The sequence below is a fragment of the Streptomyces bauhiniae genome (assembly GCF_004784475.1).
Taxonomy (GTDB): Bacteria; Actinomycetota; Actinomycetes; order Streptomycetales; family Streptomycetaceae; genus Streptomyces; species Streptomyces seoulensis.
Genome location: NZ_SRRT01000002.1, coordinates 606,078 through 626,027, shown reverse-complemented (window position 1 = coordinate 626,027; position 19,950 = coordinate 606,078). Strand labels below are relative to the sequence as shown.

The window sequence follows — 19,950 nt, the reverse complement described above, 5'->3', positions numbered from 1 at the left end:
TAGGGACGTACCGAGTCAATGGCACAGCGGCGTGCGCGAGTTGGATCTACTTCATCGCCTCGGCGAACGCGGGCACGACCTTGTCCAGGGCGTAGTTCACCGAGAGCACCGAGTCGGTGGCGAACGCCTTGTCGAGCGCGGAGTCGGTGTCGAAGACCACGTCGTGGCCCGCGCGGACGGCCGGGACCTTCTTGAACAGGGGGTCGTTGGTGATGTCCGAGGCGGGCAGGCCGATCGGCTCCATGACGACCAGGTCGGCGTCGAGCTTGTTCACGTTCTCGTGCGAGACGCTGACGAAGAAGCTGCTGCCGCCCTGCTTGTCGACCCACGGGTTGTTCCGGAAGCCGAGCCGCTGAAGGAAGTCCACCCGGCCACTGCCCTGGACGTAGGCGCCGAAGCCCTCGGAGGTCCGGGAGCCGGAGGTCACCGTCCTCCCCTTGAACTCCGGGTGCGCCTTGGCCGCGGCGGCGAACTTCGCCTTGGTACGGGCGATGAGCTGCTGCCCCTTGTCGTGCAGGCCGAGCGCGTCCGCGACCATCTCCGTCTGGTCCTGCCAGTCGGTGAGGTACTGGTCGCCGCCCTTGGGCACGCCGACCGTCGGCGCGATCTTGCTGAGCGTGTCGTACCGCTTCTGGTCGCCGCTGGACTTGGTGTCGAGGATCAGGTCGGGCTGGAGGGCCGCGATCTTCTCGTACGCGGGTTCCAGCGTGCCGATCTTCGTCGGGCTCTTCTGGTACTTGCCCTTGGCCCACGGGCCCACGCCATCACCGCCGAAGGCGAGCCAGTCGCTGGCGCCGACGGGCTGCACACCCAGGGCCAGCGCGGTCTCCGCGTCACCCCAGCCGAGCGCCACCACGCGCTTCGGCTGCTTCTTGACGGTGATCTCCCCGAACTTGGTGGCGACCGTGGCGGGGAAGTTCCCCTTGGCGACAGTACCGGGCGCGCTGTCACTGTCACCCGAGCCGGACGAGCAGCCCGCGACCACGAGAGAAGCGGCGACGGCCAGAACACCGGCCACTAGACGGCGGCCGTGCGCCTGGGGAATCGAACGATTGAACATGAAGGAAGGCTAACCTAACTTTTACCGGCCCCCGGTCGCCCCCGCGTCCATCCCGGTGTGGCGCGGGCGGCGCGTCCCGGGCGCGGTCGTAGCCTGGCAGAGGGGATTTTGTCGTCGGCACGGCCGGAACAAGGGGACCCGAGATGGACCGCGAGCACGCCCCGCCCATGGACGAAATGCGGCGGTTGCCGCGTACCGATGTGCTGCTCGCCGACCCCCGGCTCGACGCGGCGGCGGTGCGGCTGGGGCGGCGGCTGGTCAAGGAGGTGGTCGCCGGGGTGCAGACGCAGGCGCGGAGCGGTGAGGTGCCCGTCGACGAGATCGCCGACCGCGCCGTGGCCGCGCTGCCCGCCACCGCCTCCGCGCTGCGCCCCGTCATCAACGCGACCGGCGTGCTGCTCCACACCAATCTCGGCCGGGCCGCGCTCTCCCCGGCCGCCCGTGACGCCGTACTCGCCGCCTCCGGCAGCACGGATGTGGAACTCGACCTCGGCACCGGCGTGCGCGCCCGGCGCGGGCGGTCCGCGCTCGACGCGCTGCTGCGGGCCGTACCGGCCGCCGAGGCCGCGCACGTCGTCAACAACGGTGCGGCCGCGCTCGTGCTGGCCGCCACCGCGCTCGCGCAGGGCCGCGACATCGTCGTCAGCCGGGGGGAGATGGTGGAGATCGGGGACGGCTTCCGCCTGCCCGACCTGCTCGTCTCCACCGGCGCCCGGCTCCGCGAGGTCGGCACCACCAACCGCACCACCCCCGCCGACTACGCCGCCGCCGTCGGCCCGGACACCGGCTTCATCCTGAAGGTCCACCCCTCCAACTTCCGCGTCACCGGCTTCACTCGGGAAGCTTCGGTCACCGAACTCGCCCCGCTCGGCGTGCCGGTGGTCGCGGACATCGGCTCGGGGCTGCTCACCCCGGAACCCGCGCTGCCCGACGAGCCCGACGCCATGACCTGGCTGCGCGCCGGTGCCTCCCTGGTCACCGCCAGCGGCGACAAGCTGCTCGGCGGTCCGCAGTGCGGGCTGCTGCTCGGCAACGCCGACCTCATGCAGCGTCTTGCCCGGCACCCGCTGGCCCGCGCCCTCCGGGTCGACAAACTGACCCTGGCCGCCCTGGAGGCGACGGTACGCGGCCCGCTGCCCCCGACTGTGACCGCGCTGCGCGCCGACCCCCGGACACTCCGGGAGCGTGCGGAAAGGCTCGCCGGGACGCTGCGTGCCGACGGGGTCGACTGCCACGCCGTGGACACCGAGGCGGTGGTCGGCGGGGGCGGGGCGCCGGGGGTGACGCTGCCGAGTGCCGCCGTCTCGCTGCCCGCCGCGTACGCGGCCCGGCTGCGCGGCACCGAGCCTGCCGTGATGGCCCGCGTCGAGGACGGCCGCTGCCTGCTGGACCTGCGGGCCGTGCCGGAGGACGCCGACGCCGAACTGGCCCTCGCCGTACGGCGGGTGGCGCCGGGGACGGGGAGCTGACCGTGCACGTCATCGCCACCGCCGGCCACGTCGACCACGGCAAGTCCGCGCTGCTGCGCGCCCTGACCGGCATGGAGCCCGACCGCTGGGCCGAGGAACGGCGTCGGGGCATGACGATCGATCTCGGCTTCGTCTGGACCCGGCTGCCCGCAGCCGGAGACATCGCCTTCGTGGACGTCCCCGGACACGAACGCCTGGTCGGCAACATGCTCGCCGGGGCCGGGCCCGTCCCCGCCGTCCTCTTCGTGGTCGCCGCCGACCAGGGCTGGCAGCAGCAGTCCGAGGAGCACCTCGCCATCCTGGACGCGCTCGGCGTACGGCACGGCGTCCTCGCCGTCACCCGCAGCGACCTGGCCGACCCGGAGGCGGCTCGCGCGCAGGCCCTCGCCCGGATCGCGGAGTCCTCCCTCGGGAAGGTGCCGGGCGTCGACGTCAGCGCGGTGACCGGGCAGGGGCTCGACGCGCTGCGCGACGCGCTGGTCCGGCTCGCCGGGGAGCTGCCGATGCCCGACCACGCGGCGGACGTACGGCTGTGGGTGGACCGGGCGTTCACCGTGCGCGGCCACGGTACGGTCGTCACCGGCACGCTCGGCGCGGGCACCCTGCGCGTCGGCGACCGGCTCCAACTCGCCCGCGACGGAGCTTTGTTGCGGGTGCGCGGTCTGGAGTGCCTCAAGGAGCCCCGGCAGGAGGCCGGCGCGGTCGCCCGGGTGGCCGTCAACCTCGGTGGACCCGGCGCCGGGACACTCGGCCGGGGGGACGCCCTGCTCACCCCGGACCGCTGGCTGACCACCGACACCGTGGACGTACGGCTGCGTGGCGCCCCGGCCTCCGACCTGCCCCGCGAACTCACCCTGCACTTGGGGTCGTCGGCGGTACCGGTGACCGTCCGCCCGCTGGGACAGGACACCGCGCGCCTGCGGCTCGGCACCTCCCTCCCGCTGCGCGTCGGGGACGGCGCCCTGCTGCGCGACCCCGGCCGGCACAGCATCCCGGCGGGCGTCACCGTGCTCGACGTCCGCCCGCCCCGGCTGACCCGGCGCGGCGCGGCCGCCGCGCGGGACGAGGAGCTGCGAGAGGCGGACGCCGTCGGGGAGTTGAGAAGGCGCGGGCTGATCTGCCGCTCGGAACTGCTCGCCATGGGCGTGACCCCGCCCGCCGAACCGGTCACCGGGGAGTGGCTGGCCGACCCGGACCACTGGGCGTCTCTGCGCGAGCGCCTCGGCACCGCGGTCGAGGAACACGCCGCCCGGCATCCGCTGGACCCCGGCCTGCCCCTGGAAGCGGCCCGCCAGGCGCTCGGTCTGCCCGAACGCAGCCTGGTGGAAGCCCTGTTGGCGCAGTCGCCCGAGCTGCGGTACAGCGAGGGGCGCCTCTACGGCAGCCAGGCGCGGCCCATGCTGCCGCCCCGGATCGCGGCCGCCGTGGAGGCCGTACGCACGGACCTCGCCCAACAGCCGTTCCGCGCCCCCGAGGCCGACCGACTGACCGAACTCGGCCTGGACGCCAAGCTGTTGGCCGCCGCCGAGGCGGCCGGGGCGCTGCTGCGGATCGACCGGCAGATCGTGCTGCTGCCCGGCGCGGACGCCGAGGCCGCCGCCGTCCTCGCGGGACTCAACCAGCCCTTCACCACCAGCCAGGCCCGCCGCGCGCTGGACACCACCCGCCGGGTCACCGTCCCGCTGCTGGAGTACCTCGACCGGCACGGCCGCACCGAGCGGCTGGACGGGTCGCTGCGCCGCGTCCGGGAGCCCCGGTGACGGACAAGGGGAGTTGGCGGAGACGGATGGGAATCGAACCCACCTGCCCGAGTTGCTCGGACACCTCGGTTTTGAAGACCGGGAGGGCCACCAGGCACCCTTACGCCTCCCCGCCGGCCGTCCTGGAAACGCGGCGGCCGTACGGCCATGGAACCGCCGCCTCCCCACCCGAGTCAACGCGCCACACGGCATCCACCCCTTCCCACGAGGACTGATACAGCCATGACGGACATGCGGACCGATGCCGGACCGGCCCACGGACCCGAGGCCGTGCGCCTCACCCAGTACGCGCACGGCGGGGGGTGCGCCTGCAAGATCCCACCCGGCGAGCTGGAGGAGATGGTCGCGGGGCTCGTCCCTCCGGGGGCCTTGGCCAACGCCCCCGGTGAGCTGCTCGTCGGTCTCGACCACGGCGACGACGCGGCGGTCGTCCGGCTGCCCGGCGGCCCCGGCCTGCCCGCCGCCGTCGCCACCGCCGACTTCTTCACGCCCGTGGTCGACGACCCGTACGACTGGGGCCGGATCGCCGCCGCCAACGCCCTCTCCGACGTGTACGCCATGGGCGGCACGCCCCTCGTCGCCGTCAACCTGCTGTGCTGGCCGCGCGACGTACTGCGGTTCGACCTCGCCCGCGAGGTGCTGCGCGGCGGCATGGACGTCGCCGCCCAGGCGGGGTGCGCGGTGGCGGGCGGGCACAGCGTGGACGACCCGGAGCCCAAGTACGGCATGGCCGTCACCGGCACCGTCGACCCGGAGCGCCTGCTGCGCAACGACGCCGGACGGCCGGGCGTGCCGCTGTCGCTGACCAAGCCGCTCGGCCTCGGCGTGCTCAACAACCGGCACAAGACGACCGGCGAGGTCTTCCCGCAGGCGGTGGAGACCATGGTCGCCCTCAACCGGGACGCCTCGCGGGCCGCGCTCGCTGCGGGCGCCGTCTGCGCCACCGACATCACCGGCTTCGGCCTGCTGGGCCACCTGTACAAGCTGGCCCGCGCCTCGGGCGTGAGCGCGGTCATCGACGCGTCCGCCGTCCCGTACCTCGACGGCGCGAAAGAGGCCGCGCGCGACGGCTACATCAGCGGCGGGACACGACGGAACCTCGACTGGGTCGCGCCGTACACGGACTTCGGCGACACGGACGAGCTGACCCGGCTCCTCCTCGCGGACGCACAGACCTCGGGCGGCCTGCTCGTGGCCGGGGAGGTGCCGGGGGCGCCGGTGGTGGGGGAGTTGGTGGCGGCGGGGGAGTACACGGTGGTGGTGCGCTGACTTGCGGAGGCGGCGGGTCCGTATCGCGGCTGATTCGCCGGTTCTGGCGGTCGGGACGAAGGTTGCGGCTACCTTGAACGCGCACAGCCAACAGACGTCTCGTCCCGCGAGGAGCGCCATGAGCCTGAGCATCCGCAACCAGATCGCCGGCACCGTCACCGACATCGCGCACGGCGAGGTGATGGCGACCGTGAAGGTGCGCCTCGACGGCGGCCACGACCTCACCGCCGCGATCACCCTGGAGTCCGTCAAGGACCTCGGACTGGCCGAGGGCTCCGCCGTCCGCGCCCTGATGAAGGCCACCGAGGTCGCGCTCGCCACCGAGCGGGTGCGGGGGCTGTCCATCCGCAACCAACTGCCCGGCACCGTCAGCTCCGTCGCGCTGGGCGGGGCGATGGCCACGGTGACCGTCACCGTCGAAGGGGGCGCGCTCACGGCGGCCGTCACCCGGGACGCGGTGACCGACCTCGGACTGACGGCGGGCTCACCCGTCGTCGTGCTGATCAAGTCCACCGAGGTGTCGCTGGCGAACGCGTAGCGCCGGGTGACGGGCGCGTGCCGACCCCGGCCCGCGCCTGTTCTCGCGGGGGCGCATACGCTGCTGGGGAAGACTTCCGTGCCTTCGACCGGCGGAGAGGGGACCCGCGTGGCCGGTAATCGTCAGAGCGCCGGCCTTCCGCCCGGCCAGCGCCGCGTCAACGGCTGGCCCGTGTCGCACTACGGCTCCGTACCCCGGTTCCGCCCCGCGCGCTGGAACCTTCGCGTCATCGGCGCCACCGCCGACGGCGAGGAGCGGATATGGCTGTTCGACGAGCTGACGGCACTCCCGCACAGCACGGTCGTCGCCGACCTGCACTGCGCGACGGGCACCACTTCCACCGACCACGAGTGGTACGGCATCCCGGCCCGCGCCCTCCTCGAACTGGTCCCGCCGGCCCCCGGCGTCACCCATGTGATGGCCTGGGCGGAGTACGGCTACGCGGCCAACATGCGCCTGTCCGACTTCGACGCCCCCGACACCATCCTCGCCACCCACCACAACGGCGAACCCCTCACCGCCGAACACGGCTTCCCCCTCCGCCTCGTCGTCCCCCACCTCTACGGCTACAAGAGCCCCAAATGGCTCCGCGCCGTCGAGTACCTCACCGAGGACCGCCGCGGCTTCTGGGAGGAACGCGGCTACCACAACATCGGCGACCCATGGCGGGAGCAGCGGTACTCGCACCAGGAGGGGCCGGGGGAGGGGCCTCCGCAATAGGCTGACGGCGGGCCGCGGGGGGCTGCGGTCCGTCCGGGGGGTGACGTCTGTGGTGAGCGGTCGTACGCGTCGAGCGGTGGTCGGGGTCCTGCTGCTGTTCCTCGCCTGCTCATGCCTTGCCGTCCCGGCCCACGCGCGGGGTGGCGGCGGTACGGGAAGCATCACCGTCGCGGTCGGCTGGGACCGGTCGCGGCAGGAGGCGGTGGTCAAGGAGACCTGCCGGTACGAGGTCGCCGCGCACAGCAAGGCCGCGGCCGCCCTGCGGAAGGACGGCGCCGGGCACTGCGGCGGCTACGACATCCTGCGGCAGGGAAGGGCGGCGGACCTCGACGGCTGGTCCAACCGGCCGGACACGGTCACGCAGGCGGAGCCCGACGCGCCCCTGCGGGTGCGGTCCTCCTTCGCGTACTACCTCGCCCGCCGGGACGGGGCACAGGATCTGCGGATCGTTCTCGACGTGAAGGGCCTGGCGGAGGCGCACGCCGCCGGGTCCCCCACTGCCTGGACGATGAGAGTGAGCGCCCCGAAGTGGCTCGCGACGGACATCCGCGGGCCCGTCGACTCGCAGTCGGCGGACGCGGTCGTCTGGCGCGTGAGTACGGTGGCCGCCGCGTCCAAGAAAGCTGCGGCCGTCGTCCGTTCGGTCACCCTGGTCCGCACCGAGGTCACGACCAGGCCGGCGTCGGAGCGGGCGCAGACACGGGGCGAGATGCTGATCGTGTTCGCGCTCGCCGTCTGCGGGATCGGGCTTGTGGCGGGCCTGTTGGTGGCACGGCTGGCGGGGCGGGCTGGGCTGAGACGGTGGGTTGGGGGCACGATGCTGCTCGCTGTGGTCACGAGCATGTGTGCCTGGTTCGGCGTACCCAAGCCCGTGCTGTCGTCCAACATGGCGGTCGGCACGATCTCCCTCACCATCGGCGGGGGCGGGCCTCCCCCTGGCGCGGTGTGGACGCCGGGGCCGGTTCTCGGGCTGTGGCTGTGGTTCGTCCTGCCGCTGGCGGGGTGGTGGTTCACCCGTCGGGTGGTGACTGGCAGACCGCCCTCGCGGCGGGTGCTGCTCACCGGGTGCCTGTCGCCGGTCGCCTCCCTCCTCCTCATGGCGGGTGAGGGGCTCGTGCCGACCGCCACGGGTTGGTCAGGGATAGGAATTGCGGTGCTGTTCGCCCTGCTCGCGTTCCTGACCATGCGCTACCTGGCGGAGTTGTCGACGGTACGCCGCTGGGCGCTTACGGCGACAGCTCTGGTGTGGGCAGGCTTCAGCGCGATCGTGCTCGGCCGGATGCCGATCATGGCCGACTACGACCCGGACATCTCCCCCTGGGACACGGCCGCCGTGGTGTCCTGCACCTGGCCCATGGCGGCGTGGCTCACAAGCCTGACCGGACCGGTGTTGCGGCGTACTCCGGGCCTCGCGACACGTACGGTCTGTTTCTTCGTCCTGTGGGCGGCACTGGTCTCACCCTTCGTCTGGGCGCGTGTGCGGGAGGGTGGCCAGAACGGGTTCGACGCGTGGGGTACCTACCGGCAGCCCTTCTTCACCGGCTACGCGACGCTCCCGCTCCTGGTCGTGCTCGTCTGCGGCATCGCGCTGCAACTCGCCTACCTGCTACGGCGAGGCGCGGCGGGCGAGTTCGCCCAGGGCGCCGAACCCGTGGGCCGCGTCCTGCTGGTCTGCGGGGTGCTCACGGCCGTGGGCACACCGACGCTGCGAACGCTGTCCATGTGGGGCCAGGCCGTCGCCGTGCTGGTGGTGGCGCTCGGCACGCTGCTGGTGCTGCCGCCCGGGACGTCCGTCACCGGGGCCAAGTTCCAGCGCGTGAGCCGGGCCGCGCACGCCCGCTTCATGGACCGGTGGATCACCACGCAACTGGTCTGGGACACCCGCGCGGACTTCCAGCGCGCCGCCCGGTCCGCGCTGGCGGAGGACATGACGGTGGCCGACTTCTCCGACCGCTGGCGCGGGCTGGACGTGCCCGGCCGGATCGGGGACCCCGCGAAGCGGCTGGCCCGCGCCCGCCGCTTCGCCCTCGGCACGAGCGCGGGAGCCGCCCCGCGCGCAGCCGGCCTCGCCGGCGCGGCCGCCGCCCTGACGCTCGCGCTTCCGTGGGCCACGTACAAGCTGCTGACCACGGCCGCCGTGGGAACGGACACCCTCATGCCGTTCCACCTCGACGACCTGTCCAAGGCGCTGCGGTTCGGCCACTGGGCCCTGTACGGCTTCGTCTTCGGCTACTTCTACGCCCTGCTGCGCGGTGTCACACCGGTCGGGAAGGCGACGTTCCTCATGCTGGTGCTCGTACCGGCCGAGGTCTTCCCGATGCTCCCCCTGACCGTCGACCCGCAGTACACCGCCGACCCGTCCTGGACCGACATGGCGGCGGCCTGCGGCGGGGTCGCCGGGCAGACCGTGGTCGTCTGCATGGGGCTGGGGCTCGGCTGGGAGTGGTGGCTCGCGCGGGCCGCCGGGATGAAGTGGTCCCAGGTCAGGAACTTCCGCCGGCTGTCCTCCATCACGGTCCCGGCCGGCACCGTCCTCGTGGCCGCGGCCACCGCCTTCGCCACGACGGTCGCCGGGACGTGGGCCCAGCCGACACCGGAGCAACTGCCCCAGCCAGCGGCGGCGGTGTCGACCAAGTGACACCGGCGCAACTCAGGTCCGGGTAGGCGCGGCCCCGGCCGGGCATCCATTGCCCTGACAGGTGGCCGGTGGTGCGGGTGGGTGCCGGGCGCGAGGGAGTGACGACGGACGAGGGCGTTGCCATGGAGACGGAGCGGGTGAGCGAGGATCGTCGGCCGTCGGTGCGGGCGCTGGTCGCCGGGTCGGTGGGCAACTTCATCGAGTGGTACGAGTTCGGGGTCTACGGCTACTTCGCCACGGTGATCGCGGAGCGCTTCTTCACCCCGGCCGGGGGCGGCACGGTCGAGGGCCTGGTCAAGACGTACGCCTCCTTCGCGCTGGCGTTCTTCTTCCGCCCGGTCGGCGCGGCCCTGTTCGGCCGGCTCGGGGACCGGATCGGGCGGCGGCCGGTACTGATCCTGGTGATCTCGCTGATGACGGTGACGACGGCACTGATCGGCGCGCTGCCCACCTACGCCACGGTCGGCGTCCTGGCGCCCTGGCTGCTGACCCTGCTCCGGGTGCTCCAAGGGCTGTCAGCGGGAGGGGAGTTCGGGGGCGCGGTCGCGGTGATGACCGAGTTCGCCCCACCGGGCAGGCGGGGGCTGTACGGGGCGTGGCAGTCGTTCACCGTGGCGCTCGGGCTGCTGGGCGGGGCGGGGGTCGCGGCGGTGCTGGCGAGCTTGCTGAGCGAGATCCAACTGAGCGCCTGGGGCTGGCGGTTGCCGTTCCTGCTGGCGCTGCCGATGGGGCTGGGCGCGCTGTGGCTACGACTGCGGCTGGACGAGACGCCGACCTTCCGGGAACAGGAGCCCGCCGAGTCCCTGCCCGCGCGGGACGTGGCATGGGCCATCGCGCTGGGCGCCGGGCGGGTGATGGGCTGGGCGGCGGCGGGGTACGCCTTCCTCGTCGTGCTCCCCTCGTACCTCCAGACGGCCCTGCACGCCACCTTCCGTGAGGCGCTCACCGCGACCGTGCTGGCCAACCTGGGCTTCGCCGCCACGATCATCCCGGCCGGCCTGCTGAGCGACCGGATCGGACGCCGGCCGGTGATGCTGACGGGGGCGGGCCTGGTCGTGGTGCTGGCGGTGCCTCTGCTCAACCTTCTGCAGAATCAGGGCACTTCGACCCTGCTCAAGGGACTGGCCGTACTGCTCGCCGGGGCGATCGTGGGCCTGATGGCCGGGCCGGGGCCCGCCCTGCTCGCCGAGATGTTCCCCACACGGGTGCGCTGCACAGGGCTCGGACTCGCCTACGCCCTGTCCAATGCCGTGTTCTCGGGCTGCGCCGGGCTCATCATCACGGAGGCAGTGAAGCGGACCGGCAACGTGGACGTACCCGCCTACTACGCGGCGGCGGCCTGCGCGGTGAGCATGCTCGCCCTCTTCAAGAAGACCGCTTTCAACGGCACCGTGGGAAAGGCGGGTTGGACGGATGCTGGTGATCGGCCTGATGTCGGGAACGTCGTACGACGGCATTGACGCGGCGGCGGCCGAGCTGCGCCTCGCGGGGGACACACTCCACCTGAAGCCGCTCGGAATGGTGAGCGAGCCGTACGACCCCGGCCTGCGGGAACTGCTCGCCGGTGCGCTGCCCCCGGCGGCGGTACCGCTGGCGGACGTGTGCCGCCTGGACACCCGGATCGGGCAGGCGTTCGCGACGGCGGCCGCTCGGGCGGACGCCGAACTGTGCGGCGGGGCGGCGGAGTTGATCGCCTCGCACGGGCAGACGGTGTACCACTGGGTGGACGGCGACCGGGTGCACGGCACCCTGCAGCTCGGGCAGCCCGCCTGGATCGCCGAGGCGACCGGGCTGCCGGTGGTCGCCGACTTCCGGCCCCGTGACGTGGCTGCGGGCGGCCAGGGCGCGCCGCTGGTCAGCCTGGTGGATCTGCTGTGGCTGCGGGGCAGGCCGGGGACGCCGGTCGCGCTGAACATCGGCGGCATCGCCAACCTCACCGCCCCGGACGGGACGGCCTTCGACACCGGGCCGGGATGCGCCCTGCTGGACGCGGCGGCGCGGGAGTTCAGCGCGGGCCGGCTGGCGTACGACGCCGACGGCGCGCTGGCCGCCCGGGGGCGGGTGCACGGCCCGCTGCTGGAACGGCTGTTGGCCGACCCGTACTACGCACGCCCCGCGCCCAAGACGACGGGCAAGGAACTGTTCCACCCCGGCTATCCGCGAGCTGGGGCTTCCGACTTGCTCTCCGACGTCTCCGCCGAGGACATCCTCGCCACCCTCACCGAACTGACCGCCCGCACGATCGCCGACGCCGTACGGTCCGTCTCCGCCACCGAGGTCATCGCCTCCGGCGGCGGCACCCGGAACCCCACGCTGATGCGTGCCCTCGGCGCAGCGCTCCCCGGCATCCCGGTCCGCGTCTCCGACGAACTGGGCCTCCCCTCGGCCGCCAAGGAGGCGTACGCCTTCGCCGTGCTGGGCTTCCTCACCCTGCACGGCCTCGCCGGAACGGACCCCGCGAGCACGGGCGCCCGCCATCCGAGCATCCTGGGCTCGCTGACCCCCGGCCGCGAGGGACTGAGATTGCCCGCGCGGCCGGAACAGGCGCCCGTACGACTGGAGTTGGAGTGACCGCGACGCCCGTCAGTACGCCCGGTGGTACGGCTGCGCGACGTACGGCTCGTCGCCGAGTTCGCGGGCGGCGTGCAGCGCGAAGTAGGGGTCGCGGAGCAGCTCACGGCCGAGCATGACGGCGTCGGCCTGGCCGTCGGCGACGATCTTCTCGGCCTGGCGCGCCTCCGTGATGAGCCCCACGGCGGCGACCGGCAGCCCGGTCTCACGGCGTATCCGCTCGGCGAAGGGCACCTGGTAACCGGGGCCGGTCTCGATGCGGGCATTGGGCGCGATGCCGCCGGAGGACACGTCGATCAGGTCGACGCCCCGGTGGCCGAGGTCGGCCGCGAGCCGGACCGTGTCGTCCACGGTCCAGCCCGTACGGTCGTCGCTCTCGTCCTCGGTGAGCCAGTCGGTGGCCGACACCCGGAAGAACAGGGGGAGTTCGTCCGGCCACACCGCACGGACCGCCTCCGCCACCCGCAGCGCGAACCGGGCCCGCCCCTCGTACGAGCCGCCGTAGGCGTCGGTGCGGTGGTTGGAATACGGGGAGAGGAACTGGTGGACGAGGTAGCCGTGGGCCCCGTGGATCTCGGCGACCTCGAACCCCGCGGCGAGCGCACGCCGGGCGGTGGCGGCGAACTCCTCGACGATCGCGTCGATCTCGGCGGTGGTCAGCTCCGCCGGGGTGGTGTACCCGTCGTCGAAGGGGAGCGCGCTGGCGGAGACGGGCTGCCAGCCGTAGCCGTCACCGGGGGCGATCGGGGCACCCCGGTCCACCCAGGTCCGCTCGGTGGACGCCTTGCGGCCGGCGTGCGCGATCTGGATTCCGGGGACGGTGCCCTGGGACTTGAGGAAGCGGGTGATGCGCGCGAATGCGGCCTGCTGGGTGTCGTTCCACAGCCCCAGGTCGTACGGGCTGATACGGCCCTCCGGGCTGACGGCGGTGGCCTCGGTGAGGATCAGACCGGTGCCGCCCGCCGCGCGTGCCCCGAGGTGCTGGAAGTGCCAGTCGTTCGGCGCGCCGGTCTCCGGGCCCTCGGGTGCGGCCGAGTACTGGCACATCGGCGCCATCCACAGGCGGTTCCGCACGGTCAGCGAACGGAGGGACAGCGGTTCGAACAGGACGCTCACGCGGGGCTCCCGGGGGGTCGTGGGTCGGCATGGCGGCCCGCCGTGCCGGATGCGGGCCGACACGGGTAACACCGTGCAGGGGCCATGGATTCCCGGGTGCCGCTCGCTGACTCGCGGGAACGCGTACCGCTCAGAACGCGTACCGCACCCGCAGCCAGGGCGCGTGCGCCGCGACCAGCTCGGTCACCCGCCGGACGCCCTCGCGTTTCACGTCGTTGCGGTACCGCACGTTCAGCGCGCCGTTCTCCGAGCGCTTGGCCTGCTGGATCTCCGGGCGCCACAGCACGTCCTCGGCGCGCGGGTGCCAGCGCAGGTTGACGTCGTGAAGCTGACGGTTGTGCGTCAGCATGATGACCTCGGCCGCCGCCTGCGCCTTCACCCGAGCGGGCAGTACGTCGTCGAGGTGGCGCAGCAGCTCCGTCCAGTCCTCCTCCCAGCCGGGGCGCAGCACGACGGGGGAGAGGTTGAAGTGCACCTCGTAGCCCGCGTCCAGGAAGTCCCCGGCGGCGGCGATCCGTTCGGCCACCGGGCTGGTCCGCACGTCCAGCAGCCGGGAGTCGCCGGGCGGCATCACCGAGAAGCGGATACGGGTCGAGCCGCGCGGGTCCAGGGCGAGCAGGTCCCGGTTGACGTACTTGGTGGCGAAGGAGGCCATCGCGGTGGGCCACCGCCGGAAGGCGGCTATGAGGTCGGCGGTGTTGTCGCTGATCAGCGCGTCCACCGAGCAGTCGCCGTTCTCCCCGGTGTCGTACACCCAGCGCTCCTCGTCGCACTGGGTGGGCTCCTGCTTCGGGCCGAGGGAGGTGATGTGCCGGTCGAGGGCGTCTATGACATCCCCGATGTTGGTGAAGACGGTGATCGGGTTGGCGTACCCCTTGCGGCGCGGGACGTAACAGTACGCGCAGGACATGGCGCAGCCGTTGGAGGTGCCGGGCGCGATCCAGTCCGCCGAGCGGCCGTTGGGCCGTACGGTCAGGGACTTGCGCACGCCGAGGACCAGCGTCTGCCGCTTGACCCGCACCCAGCGGTCGGCGTTGCCCTCGTTGCCGTGCAGGTGGGGGATGTTCCAGTGCGAGCCGACCTCCAGCACGCGCGCCCCGGGGAAGCGGGCGATGACCTGCCGGCCGCGCGGGGAGAGGGCGGCGGCGGGCTCGGCGTAGATCTCCCGCACGTCGAGCAGCCGGGACACCTGCTCGGGGCTGTCGCCCGGCGCCGGGTCCTCGCTGCGGTCCTCGGCGCCCAGCAGCTCGGTCAGCCCGAAGAGGGCGTCCGGGTCGTCGGAGGCGGGTGAGGAGGTCGGGGACACGGCGGCTCCAGCGGTACGGGGTGTGCGGGGGGTGAGGAGTGACGGCTCGGTCCCCTCCCAGCATCCCACTCCGCCGGAGCTGTCCCGTCTGTCTGCGCGGGCGTGCGTCAGCAGTCGGGGGTGGCGCCGAGGGAGTCGTCGCGCTGGGTGGTCTGGGCGACGCGGGTCAGGAGGCGGCGGAGCTGGCCCGCGTCGTTCTCGTCGAGATCGGCCAGGAGGCGGGCCTCGGCGGTGGAGAGCTGACGGCGGCTGCGCTCCAGCTCCGCCCGGCCCTCCTCGGTTATGAGGACCTGCCGGGCGCGGCGGTCGCGGGGGTCGGGGCGCCGGGTGATCAGCCCGCGCTTCTCGAGGTCGTCCAGCAGATACGTCATCACCGTACGGTCCAGGCTGACCTGCTGGGCCAGGGCGAGCTGGGAGGGCGGCTCGCCCGTCGCCAGGGCGACCAGCACCAGGTAGCCGCGCGGACCTCCGGGCAGGTCGGCGACCGAGCTGGTGGCGATCCTGCGGAACGCCGAGGAGACCTGGCGGATGGCCCAGCCGAGGTCGGTCTCGAGTCCGGAGTCGTCGGTGGCGGCGGTGTCTGAAGCGGTCACGGGACCAATGTAGCGCACATTTCTGCTTGTGCACAGATAGTCTTGCGGACAGAACATCTGTGGTGCATAGTTTTTGCGAGGCCCCGCGACGGGACCCGAGACCGACCGCTTGCATGCGCAGAGCAGGAATGAGAACCGCGCCATGACGAACGACAGCAACGACCTGCACGGCAGCACCGCCCTGGTCACCGGCGCCACCTCCGGCATCGGCCGCGCCGTGGCGAAGAGCCTGGCCGCCCGGGGCGCGAAGGTGATCCTGCACGGCCGGGACCGCGCCCGAGGCGAAACCCTCGCGCGAGATACAGGGGCCCGGTTCATCGCGGCGGACCTCACCGACGCCGAGGACGTCCTCCGCCTGGCGGCCGAGGCGGGCGAGGTGGACATCCTCGTCAACAGCGCGGGCGTCTACGACTTCGCGCCCACCGCCGCGACGGACGCCGCCGCCTTCGACCGCCACATCGCGGTGAACACCCGCGCCCCCTTCCTCCTGGTCGGCGCCCTCGCTCCGGCGATGGCGGAGCGCGGCCACGGCTCGATCGTCACGATCGGCTCCAGCGCCGCCCGTCTGCCCGCCCCCATCGGCGCCGCCTACGGCGCGTCCAAGGCCGGCGTCGAGATCCTCACCCGCTACTGGGCCACCGAGTACGGCCCCCACGGCGTGCGCGTCAACACCGTCTCCCCGGGGCCCGTCCGCACCGAGGGCGTCACCGCGATATTCGGCGACCGCACCGCCGTCCTGGACCAGGTCAACGCCCGCGGCCGGGCGGGCGAGCCGGGCGAGATCGCCGAGATAGTCGGCTTCCTGGTCAGCCCGGCGAGCAGCTATATGAACGGCGCGATCCTGTACGCGGACGGGGGAGAACTCAGCACGCTGCCGGGCTGACCGGAGGGCTCTCAAGTGGCGGAGAGAAGTGCGGCGATGATGCCGTCTCTGGTCCTGGCCGCAAGACGGTTGCTGGTGACCAGGGTCAGGGGGATGGAGGGAAGCGGCGGAAGGGAGTCGATCGTCATCAGACCCGGCTCGCTCAGCCGGGCTTGCGGGAGGGCCGTGATGCCCCCGGTGGCTTTGACAGCGGAAAGGAGACTGACCAGGTCGGCGCACTCCCGGACCAGCGATCCGCCTGCCCCCGCTTCGGACTCCAGGATGTGGTCCCGCACGGTGCAGGGGGCGGTGAAGGTGACCAGCGCGCCCGTGTCCGGAGCGCGGTCCGACGGACCGACCCAGGTGAGGGGCAGATCGGTGAGATGCCGGGTGCCATGGCCGAGGTCCCCGATGCCCAGCGCCACGTCCGCCGAGTGGTCGTGCACGAACTCGCGCACACGGGCGCTGCGGTGGAACCGGAAACGGACGGGCCGGTCCGGGTGGTCGCGGGAGAGGACCCGCGCGACCGCGCGCAGCAGCGCCTCGGTGGCGTGCTCGGTGGAGACGACCAGCAGCTCCCCGCTCGCGGGGCCCAGCAGGCGGTGCAGCGCGTCGTCGTGCTCACCGAGCAGCCGGTACGCCTCCCGCAGCACGTCCTCGCCTCGGGAGGTGAAGGCGATGTTCCGGCCCTGCCGCGTCACGACGGTAAAACCCAGCTCCGCCTCCAGGCGGCGCAGATGACCGCTGACCCCCGCCTGTGACAGATGCAGGGCCTCGGCGGCCCTGCGGACCCCGCCGAAGGAAGCCACGCTGACCAGGCTGCGCAGGCAGGTGATGTCGAGGGTCGCCATGCCTCATTGTCACCGGTGGACGACGTACGGAAGGAGGATCGTTCACGAATCACGATCGGTCACGCACACCGGCCGGCGCCGGTGCTGAAGTCGAAGCATGTGCCAGCGACTTCTCCCGGCCCTGACCGTCCTGCTGTACGCCCTCGGCTATCCCCTGGGCGCGCTCACCCTCGGTCATGTCACGCCGTTCCTCCTGATCCTGCTGCGCTTCCTGATCAGTGCCGTGCTGATGTGGACCGTCGTGGCGGTGCGGCGGACGCCGCTGCCGCGCGGACGGGTGCTCGCCTGGACGGTCGCCGGCGGGCTGCTGGTGCAGGGGGTGCAGTTCCTCGGTCTGTACTGGGGCATGGCCCACGGGGTGGGGCCGGGCGTCGCGGCGCTGGTGATCGCGATGAACCCCGTCACCACCGCGGTCCTCGCCCGGCTGGTGCTGGGGAGGCGCGAGAACTCCTGGGGACTCGTCGCGCTCGCCCTCGGCGCGGTGGGCGTGGTCGCGGCCTGCCTGCCACGGCTGCTGGCCGACCCGTCCGTCGGGCCGGGACTGGTCACCGTCCTGATCGCGCTCGGGGGTCTGTCCGGCGGCTCGCTCCTCCAGGAACGGAAGCTGCGGGCGGTCGACCCCTTCGTGTTCACCGCGATCGGCGTCACCGTTTCCGTCCTTCCGGCCGCCGCGCTGGCCCTCAGCACCCCGCAGCACCTCACCGACCCCGTGCCCGCCGTCGCCCTGCTCCTGCTGCTCGTACTCGCCAGCGCGGTGGGCATGGTCTGCTACGCGGCCTGTGTGCGGAGCAGGGGAGCGCGAGGGGCGTCGATCCTGTTCGCCCTCATCCCGGCGGTCTCCGTGGTCGCGGCGCGGGGCTTGCAGGGCGCACCCCTCGACCTGACCACGGCCGTCGGCCTCGCCTGCGGCGCACTGGCCTGTGTCGCCCAGGGCCGGTCGACGCGGCCCACGCCCGGCACGGCGGACCGGAGCGGGCGGGGCGGCACCGGCCGGGCGGCCACTGGGGCGGAGCGGGTTCGCTGAAAGCAGGGCCGGTCACCGCGCCCCGGCCCTGTCGCCGCCCCAGTCGAGTTGCTGGGACCCGTCGATGCGAGAAGGTGAGGAGGAACGTCCGGGAAGGGAGCTTGGGGTGGCGAGCGAGCCCATCGATGATGCCGCGGTGCTGAACGCGCTGTTCGGCAACTCTCCCCAAGGGCTGTTCGTCTTCGACTCCGAGCGGAAGGTCACGCGCTACAACCCGTCCGGGCGAGGGGTGCGGAAGCTGGCCGCCGAGGACGTGGTCGGGCATGACGTCGAGGAGTTCGCGCCGGGTCTGGAGTCGGCCGAGCTGAGATCCCTGATGGAGGAGGCGCTGGCCAGCGGCGTGCCGCTGCGGGGGATGCTGATCCGGGGCCAGTCGCCGTCCGACCCGGACCGGACGCTCGCGGTGGAGGTGTCCCTCTTCCCGTTGCCCGACTCGGGCGGCGGGCCTCCCGGCCTGGTGGGCGTGGTCGAGGACGTGACCGAGAGGCAGGCCGCGGCGGACCGGCTCGCCGTCCTCAGCAAGGTGAACTCGACCGTGGGTTCCACGCTGGACGTGCGGACCACGGCCGACGAGCTGGTGCGAGCCCTGGTCCCGACGTTCGCCGACGGCGCGAGCGTCGACCTGCTGGACGACGGCCCCCCGACCGGCCCCCTGTCGTCCGGGGTGCCGCTGCGCCGGATCTCCTTCGCCCCGGCGGACACCGTGACCGCCAGGAAGGAGGGGGACAGCCGTCCCTTCCCCTACCCCACGCCGTACACGCAGGCGCTCAACGACACCGAGGCCCGTATCGTCCCGGTGACGCCGGACGCGCCGTGGCTGGCCGCCGACCCGGACATGTTCGAGCCGCTGCTCCGGGCGAACGTGCACTCCATGATCGTCGTACCGCTCACGGTGCGGAACACCGTGCTCGGCCTGCTCACCCTGTACCGGCACCGGACCGACCCCTTCGACGAGGCCGACCTCGACGTGGCCCGGCAGGCGTCCGCCGCCACCGCCGCCCACCTGGACAACGCGCGCAGCTACCGCCGCGAGCACATGGTGGCCTCCACCCTGCAGCGCAAGCTCCAGCCCAGCACCACTCCGCGCCTCTCGGCGGTGGAGACCGCCCACATGTACCTGCCCGAGAGCGCGGGCGGCGACTGGTACGACGTCATCCCCCTCTCCGGAACCCGCGTCGCGCTCGTCGTCGGCGATGTCGCCGGCCACGGCATCGAGGCGGCTGCCACGATGGGCCAGCTCCGTATCGCCCTGCGCACCCTCGCGCTCCAGGACCTGGAGACCGACGAACTGCTGACCCACCTGGACGAGGTCGCCTCCCAGCTCGCCGAACCCTCGGACGCCTACGTGGCGACCTGCGCGGTCACCGTCTACAACCCGGTCTCCCGGCGCTGCGCCATGGTGCGGGCCGGACACCCGGCGCCGGTGATCGTGGACCCCGCCGGCTCGCCCATCCCCGTGGACGTACCGCTCGGGCCACCACTGGGCGCGGGCGGCGGACGGGTCTTCACCCCGGCCCTGATCGACCTGCCCGCCGGGACCCTGATCGCCCACTACACCAACGGCCTCCTCGGCGCCCACGCCCACGACCCGGCCGCCGCCCGGCGCAGGCTCGCCCAGACCCTCGCCTCGCCCGCGCGGCCCCTGCGGGAACTGAGTGACGACGCCGTGTACCGCATGGCGCCCTCCCGCGACGACGACGCCGTACTGCTGCTCGCCCGCACCCACACCCTGGCCAAGGAGAACGTCGCGGACTGGACGCTGCCCTCCGAGCCGTCCGTGGTGAGCACGGCACGGCGGCTGGTCGACCAGCAGCTCGCCGTCTGGCACCTGGAGGAGGCGGCGTACACCACCGGGCTCATCGTCAGCGAACTCGTCACCAACGCCATCCGCTACGGTGCCGGGCCCATCCAACTGCGCCTCATCCACGACAGCGGCCGGCTCCTGACCGAGGTCACCGACGCCAACAGCACCAGCCCCCACCTGCGCCACGCCCGCGAGAGCGACGAAGGCGGGCGCGGCCTGTACATCGTCATGCGCCTCAGCACCCGTTGGGGCGTCCGGCACAGCCACCAGGACAAGACGATCTGGTCCGAGCAGCGGCTCGGCGGGGAACCGGACGCGGCGGCCGGGTTCGAGGCGTTCGACCTGGCGGAGGTGGAGGAACTCTCCTGA

At 73.0% G+C, this 19,950-nt stretch carries 16 protein-coding genes and 1 tRNA gene; 11 read left to right on the top strand and 6 right to left on the bottom strand.

The window, feature by feature from the left end; genetic code table 11:
• Positions 1 to 46 precede the first annotated feature (46 nt).
• Complete coding sequence (locus E5083_RS08095) at positions 47 to 1,060, bottom strand: iron-siderophore ABC transporter substrate-binding protein (protein WP_135784903.1); 1,014 nt, start codon at positions 1,058 to 1,060, stop codon at positions 47 to 49.
• Positions 1,061 to 1,203: 143 nt separating this feature from the next.
• Here E5083_RS08095 and selA point away from each other — a divergent pair, with 143 nt between their 5' ends.
• Positions 1,204 to 2,529, top strand: a complete 1,326-nt coding sequence (gene selA, locus E5083_RS08090; protein ID WP_135784902.1) for an L-seryl-tRNA(Sec) selenium transferase — start codon at positions 1,204 to 1,206, stop codon at positions 2,527 to 2,529.
• A 2-nt stretch (positions 2,530 to 2,531) separates the two neighbouring features.
• The gene (gene selB / locus E5083_RS08085) at positions 2,532 to 4,289 is read left to right on the top strand and encodes a selenocysteine-specific translation elongation factor (RefSeq protein ID WP_135784901.1); all 1,758 of its coding nucleotides are present in this window, start codon (positions 2,532 to 2,534) and stop codon (positions 4,287 to 4,289) included.
• Positions 4,290 to 4,303: 14 nt separating this feature from the next.
• Here selB and E5083_RS08080 read toward each other — a convergent pair.
• Positions 4,304 to 4,399: transfer RNA gene (locus E5083_RS08080), tRNA-Sec, on the bottom strand.
• Positions 4,400 to 4,520: 121 nt separating this feature from the next.
• Between E5083_RS08080 and selD the strand changes: the two genes are divergently transcribed.
• The 6 genes from selD to E5083_RS08050 all read left to right on the top strand — a co-directional run bounded on the left by selD (position 4,521) and on the right by E5083_RS08050 (position 12,025).
• A complete protein-coding gene (gene selD / locus E5083_RS08075) occupies positions 4,521 to 5,558 on the top strand; it encodes a selenide, water dikinase SelD (RefSeq protein WP_425276711.1) in 1,038 nt (345 codons plus the stop codon).
• 118 nt (positions 5,559 to 5,676) lie between these two features.
• The gene (locus E5083_RS08070) at positions 5,677 to 6,096 is read left to right on the top strand and encodes a TOBE domain-containing protein (protein WP_135784899.1); all 420 of its coding nucleotides are present in this window, start codon (positions 5,677 to 5,679) and stop codon (positions 6,094 to 6,096) included.
• Between the two features lie 108 nt (positions 6,097 to 6,204).
• Positions 6,205 to 6,816 (top strand): molybdopterin-dependent oxidoreductase, encoded by a 612-nt coding sequence (locus E5083_RS08065; RefSeq protein ID WP_244317423.1) that lies wholly within the window; start codon positions 6,205 to 6,207, stop codon positions 6,814 to 6,816.
• Between the two features lie 52 nt (positions 6,817 to 6,868).
• Positions 6,869 to 9,454 (top strand): hypothetical protein, encoded by a 2,586-nt coding sequence (locus E5083_RS08060; protein ID WP_135784897.1) that lies wholly within the window; start codon positions 6,869 to 6,871, stop codon positions 9,452 to 9,454.
• Between the two features lie 137 nt (positions 9,455 to 9,591).
• Positions 9,592 to 10,914, top strand: a complete 1,323-nt coding sequence (locus E5083_RS08055; protein WP_425276702.1) for an MFS transporter — start codon at positions 9,592 to 9,594, stop codon at positions 10,912 to 10,914.
• Positions 10,868 to 12,025, top strand: a complete 1,158-nt coding sequence (locus tag E5083_RS08050; protein WP_135784895.1) for an anhydro-N-acetylmuramic acid kinase — start codon at positions 10,868 to 10,870, stop codon at positions 12,023 to 12,025. Before E5083_RS08055 ends, E5083_RS08050 begins: the two co-directional genes overlap by 47 nt.
• 12 nt (positions 12,026 to 12,037) lie before the next feature.
• Here E5083_RS08050 and E5083_RS08045 read toward each other — a convergent pair whose 3' ends face one another.
• From E5083_RS08045 to E5083_RS08035, 3 genes are all read right to left on the bottom strand, one after another.
• A complete protein-coding gene (locus tag E5083_RS08045) occupies positions 12,038 to 13,141 on the bottom strand; it encodes an NADH:flavin oxidoreductase/NADH oxidase (protein ID WP_135784894.1) in 1,104 nt (367 codons plus the stop codon).
• A 130-nt stretch (positions 13,142 to 13,271) separates the two neighbouring features.
• Positions 13,272 to 14,447 (bottom strand): spore photoproduct lyase family protein, encoded by a 1,176-nt coding sequence (locus tag E5083_RS08040; RefSeq protein WP_208753999.1) that lies wholly within the window; start codon positions 14,445 to 14,447, stop codon positions 13,272 to 13,274.
• Positions 14,448 to 14,554: 107 nt separating this feature from the next.
• Positions 14,555 to 15,040 carry a MarR family winged helix-turn-helix transcriptional regulator gene (locus E5083_RS08035; protein ID WP_244317422.1) on the bottom strand — a complete coding sequence of 162 codons (486 nt, stop codon included), beginning with the start codon at positions 15,038 to 15,040 and terminating at the stop codon, positions 14,555 to 14,557.
• A 142-nt stretch (positions 15,041 to 15,182) separates the two neighbouring features.
• On the opposite strand from E5083_RS08035, the gene E5083_RS08030 reads away from it, so the two are divergent.
• On the top strand, positions 15,183 to 15,923 hold the full coding sequence (locus tag E5083_RS08030; protein WP_135784892.1) for an SDR family NAD(P)-dependent oxidoreductase: 741 nt from the start codon (positions 15,183 to 15,185) through the stop codon (positions 15,921 to 15,923).
• Positions 15,924 to 15,934: 11 nt separating this feature from the next.
• On the opposite strand, the gene E5083_RS08025 is transcribed toward E5083_RS08030, so the two are convergent.
• Positions 15,935 to 16,753 (bottom strand): LysR family transcriptional regulator, encoded by an 819-nt coding sequence (locus tag E5083_RS08025; RefSeq protein WP_135784891.1) that lies wholly within the window; start codon positions 16,751 to 16,753, stop codon positions 15,935 to 15,937.
• A 97-nt stretch (positions 16,754 to 16,850) separates the two neighbouring features.
• Here E5083_RS08025 and E5083_RS08020 point away from each other — a divergent pair, with 97 nt between their 5' ends.
• Entirely contained in the window at positions 16,851 to 17,777 is a 927-nt protein-coding gene (locus E5083_RS08020; protein WP_135784890.1) for a DMT family transporter, read from the top strand.
• 106 nt (positions 17,778 to 17,883) lie between these two features.
• A complete protein-coding gene (locus E5083_RS08015; RefSeq protein WP_135784889.1) occupies positions 17,884 to 19,950 on the top strand; it encodes a SpoIIE family protein phosphatase in 2,067 nt (688 codons plus the stop codon).

Excerpts from the sequence above, each read along its gene's own strand:
- E5083_RS08095 (WP_135784903.1), bottom strand. The coding sequence starts at position 1,060 with ATGTTCAATCGTTCGATTCCCCAGGCGCACGGCCGCCGTCTAGTGGCC.
- E5083_RS08070 (WP_135784899.1), top strand. The coding sequence starts at position 5,677 with ATGAGCCTGAGCATCCGCAACCAGATCGCCGGCACCGTCACCGACATC.
- selD (WP_425276711.1), top strand. The coding sequence starts at position 4,521 with ATGCGGACCGATGCCGGACCGGCCCACGGACCCGAGGCCGTGCGCCTC.
- E5083_RS08020 (WP_135784890.1), top strand. The coding sequence starts at position 16,851 with ATGTGCCAGCGACTTCTCCCGGCCCTGACCGTCCTGCTGTACGCCCTC.
- selA (WP_135784902.1), top strand. The coding sequence starts at position 1,204 with ATGGACCGCGAGCACGCCCCGCCCATGGACGAAATGCGGCGGTTGCCG.
- E5083_RS08030 (WP_135784892.1), top strand. The coding sequence starts at position 15,183 with ATGACGAACGACAGCAACGACCTGCACGGCAGCACCGCCCTGGTCACC.
- E5083_RS08025 (WP_135784891.1), bottom strand. The coding sequence starts at position 16,753 with ATGGCGACCCTCGACATCACCTGCCTGCGCAGCCTGGTCAGCGTGGCT.
- E5083_RS08050 (WP_135784895.1), top strand. The coding sequence starts at position 10,868 with ATGCTGGTGATCGGCCTGATGTCGGGAACGTCGTACGACGGCATTGAC.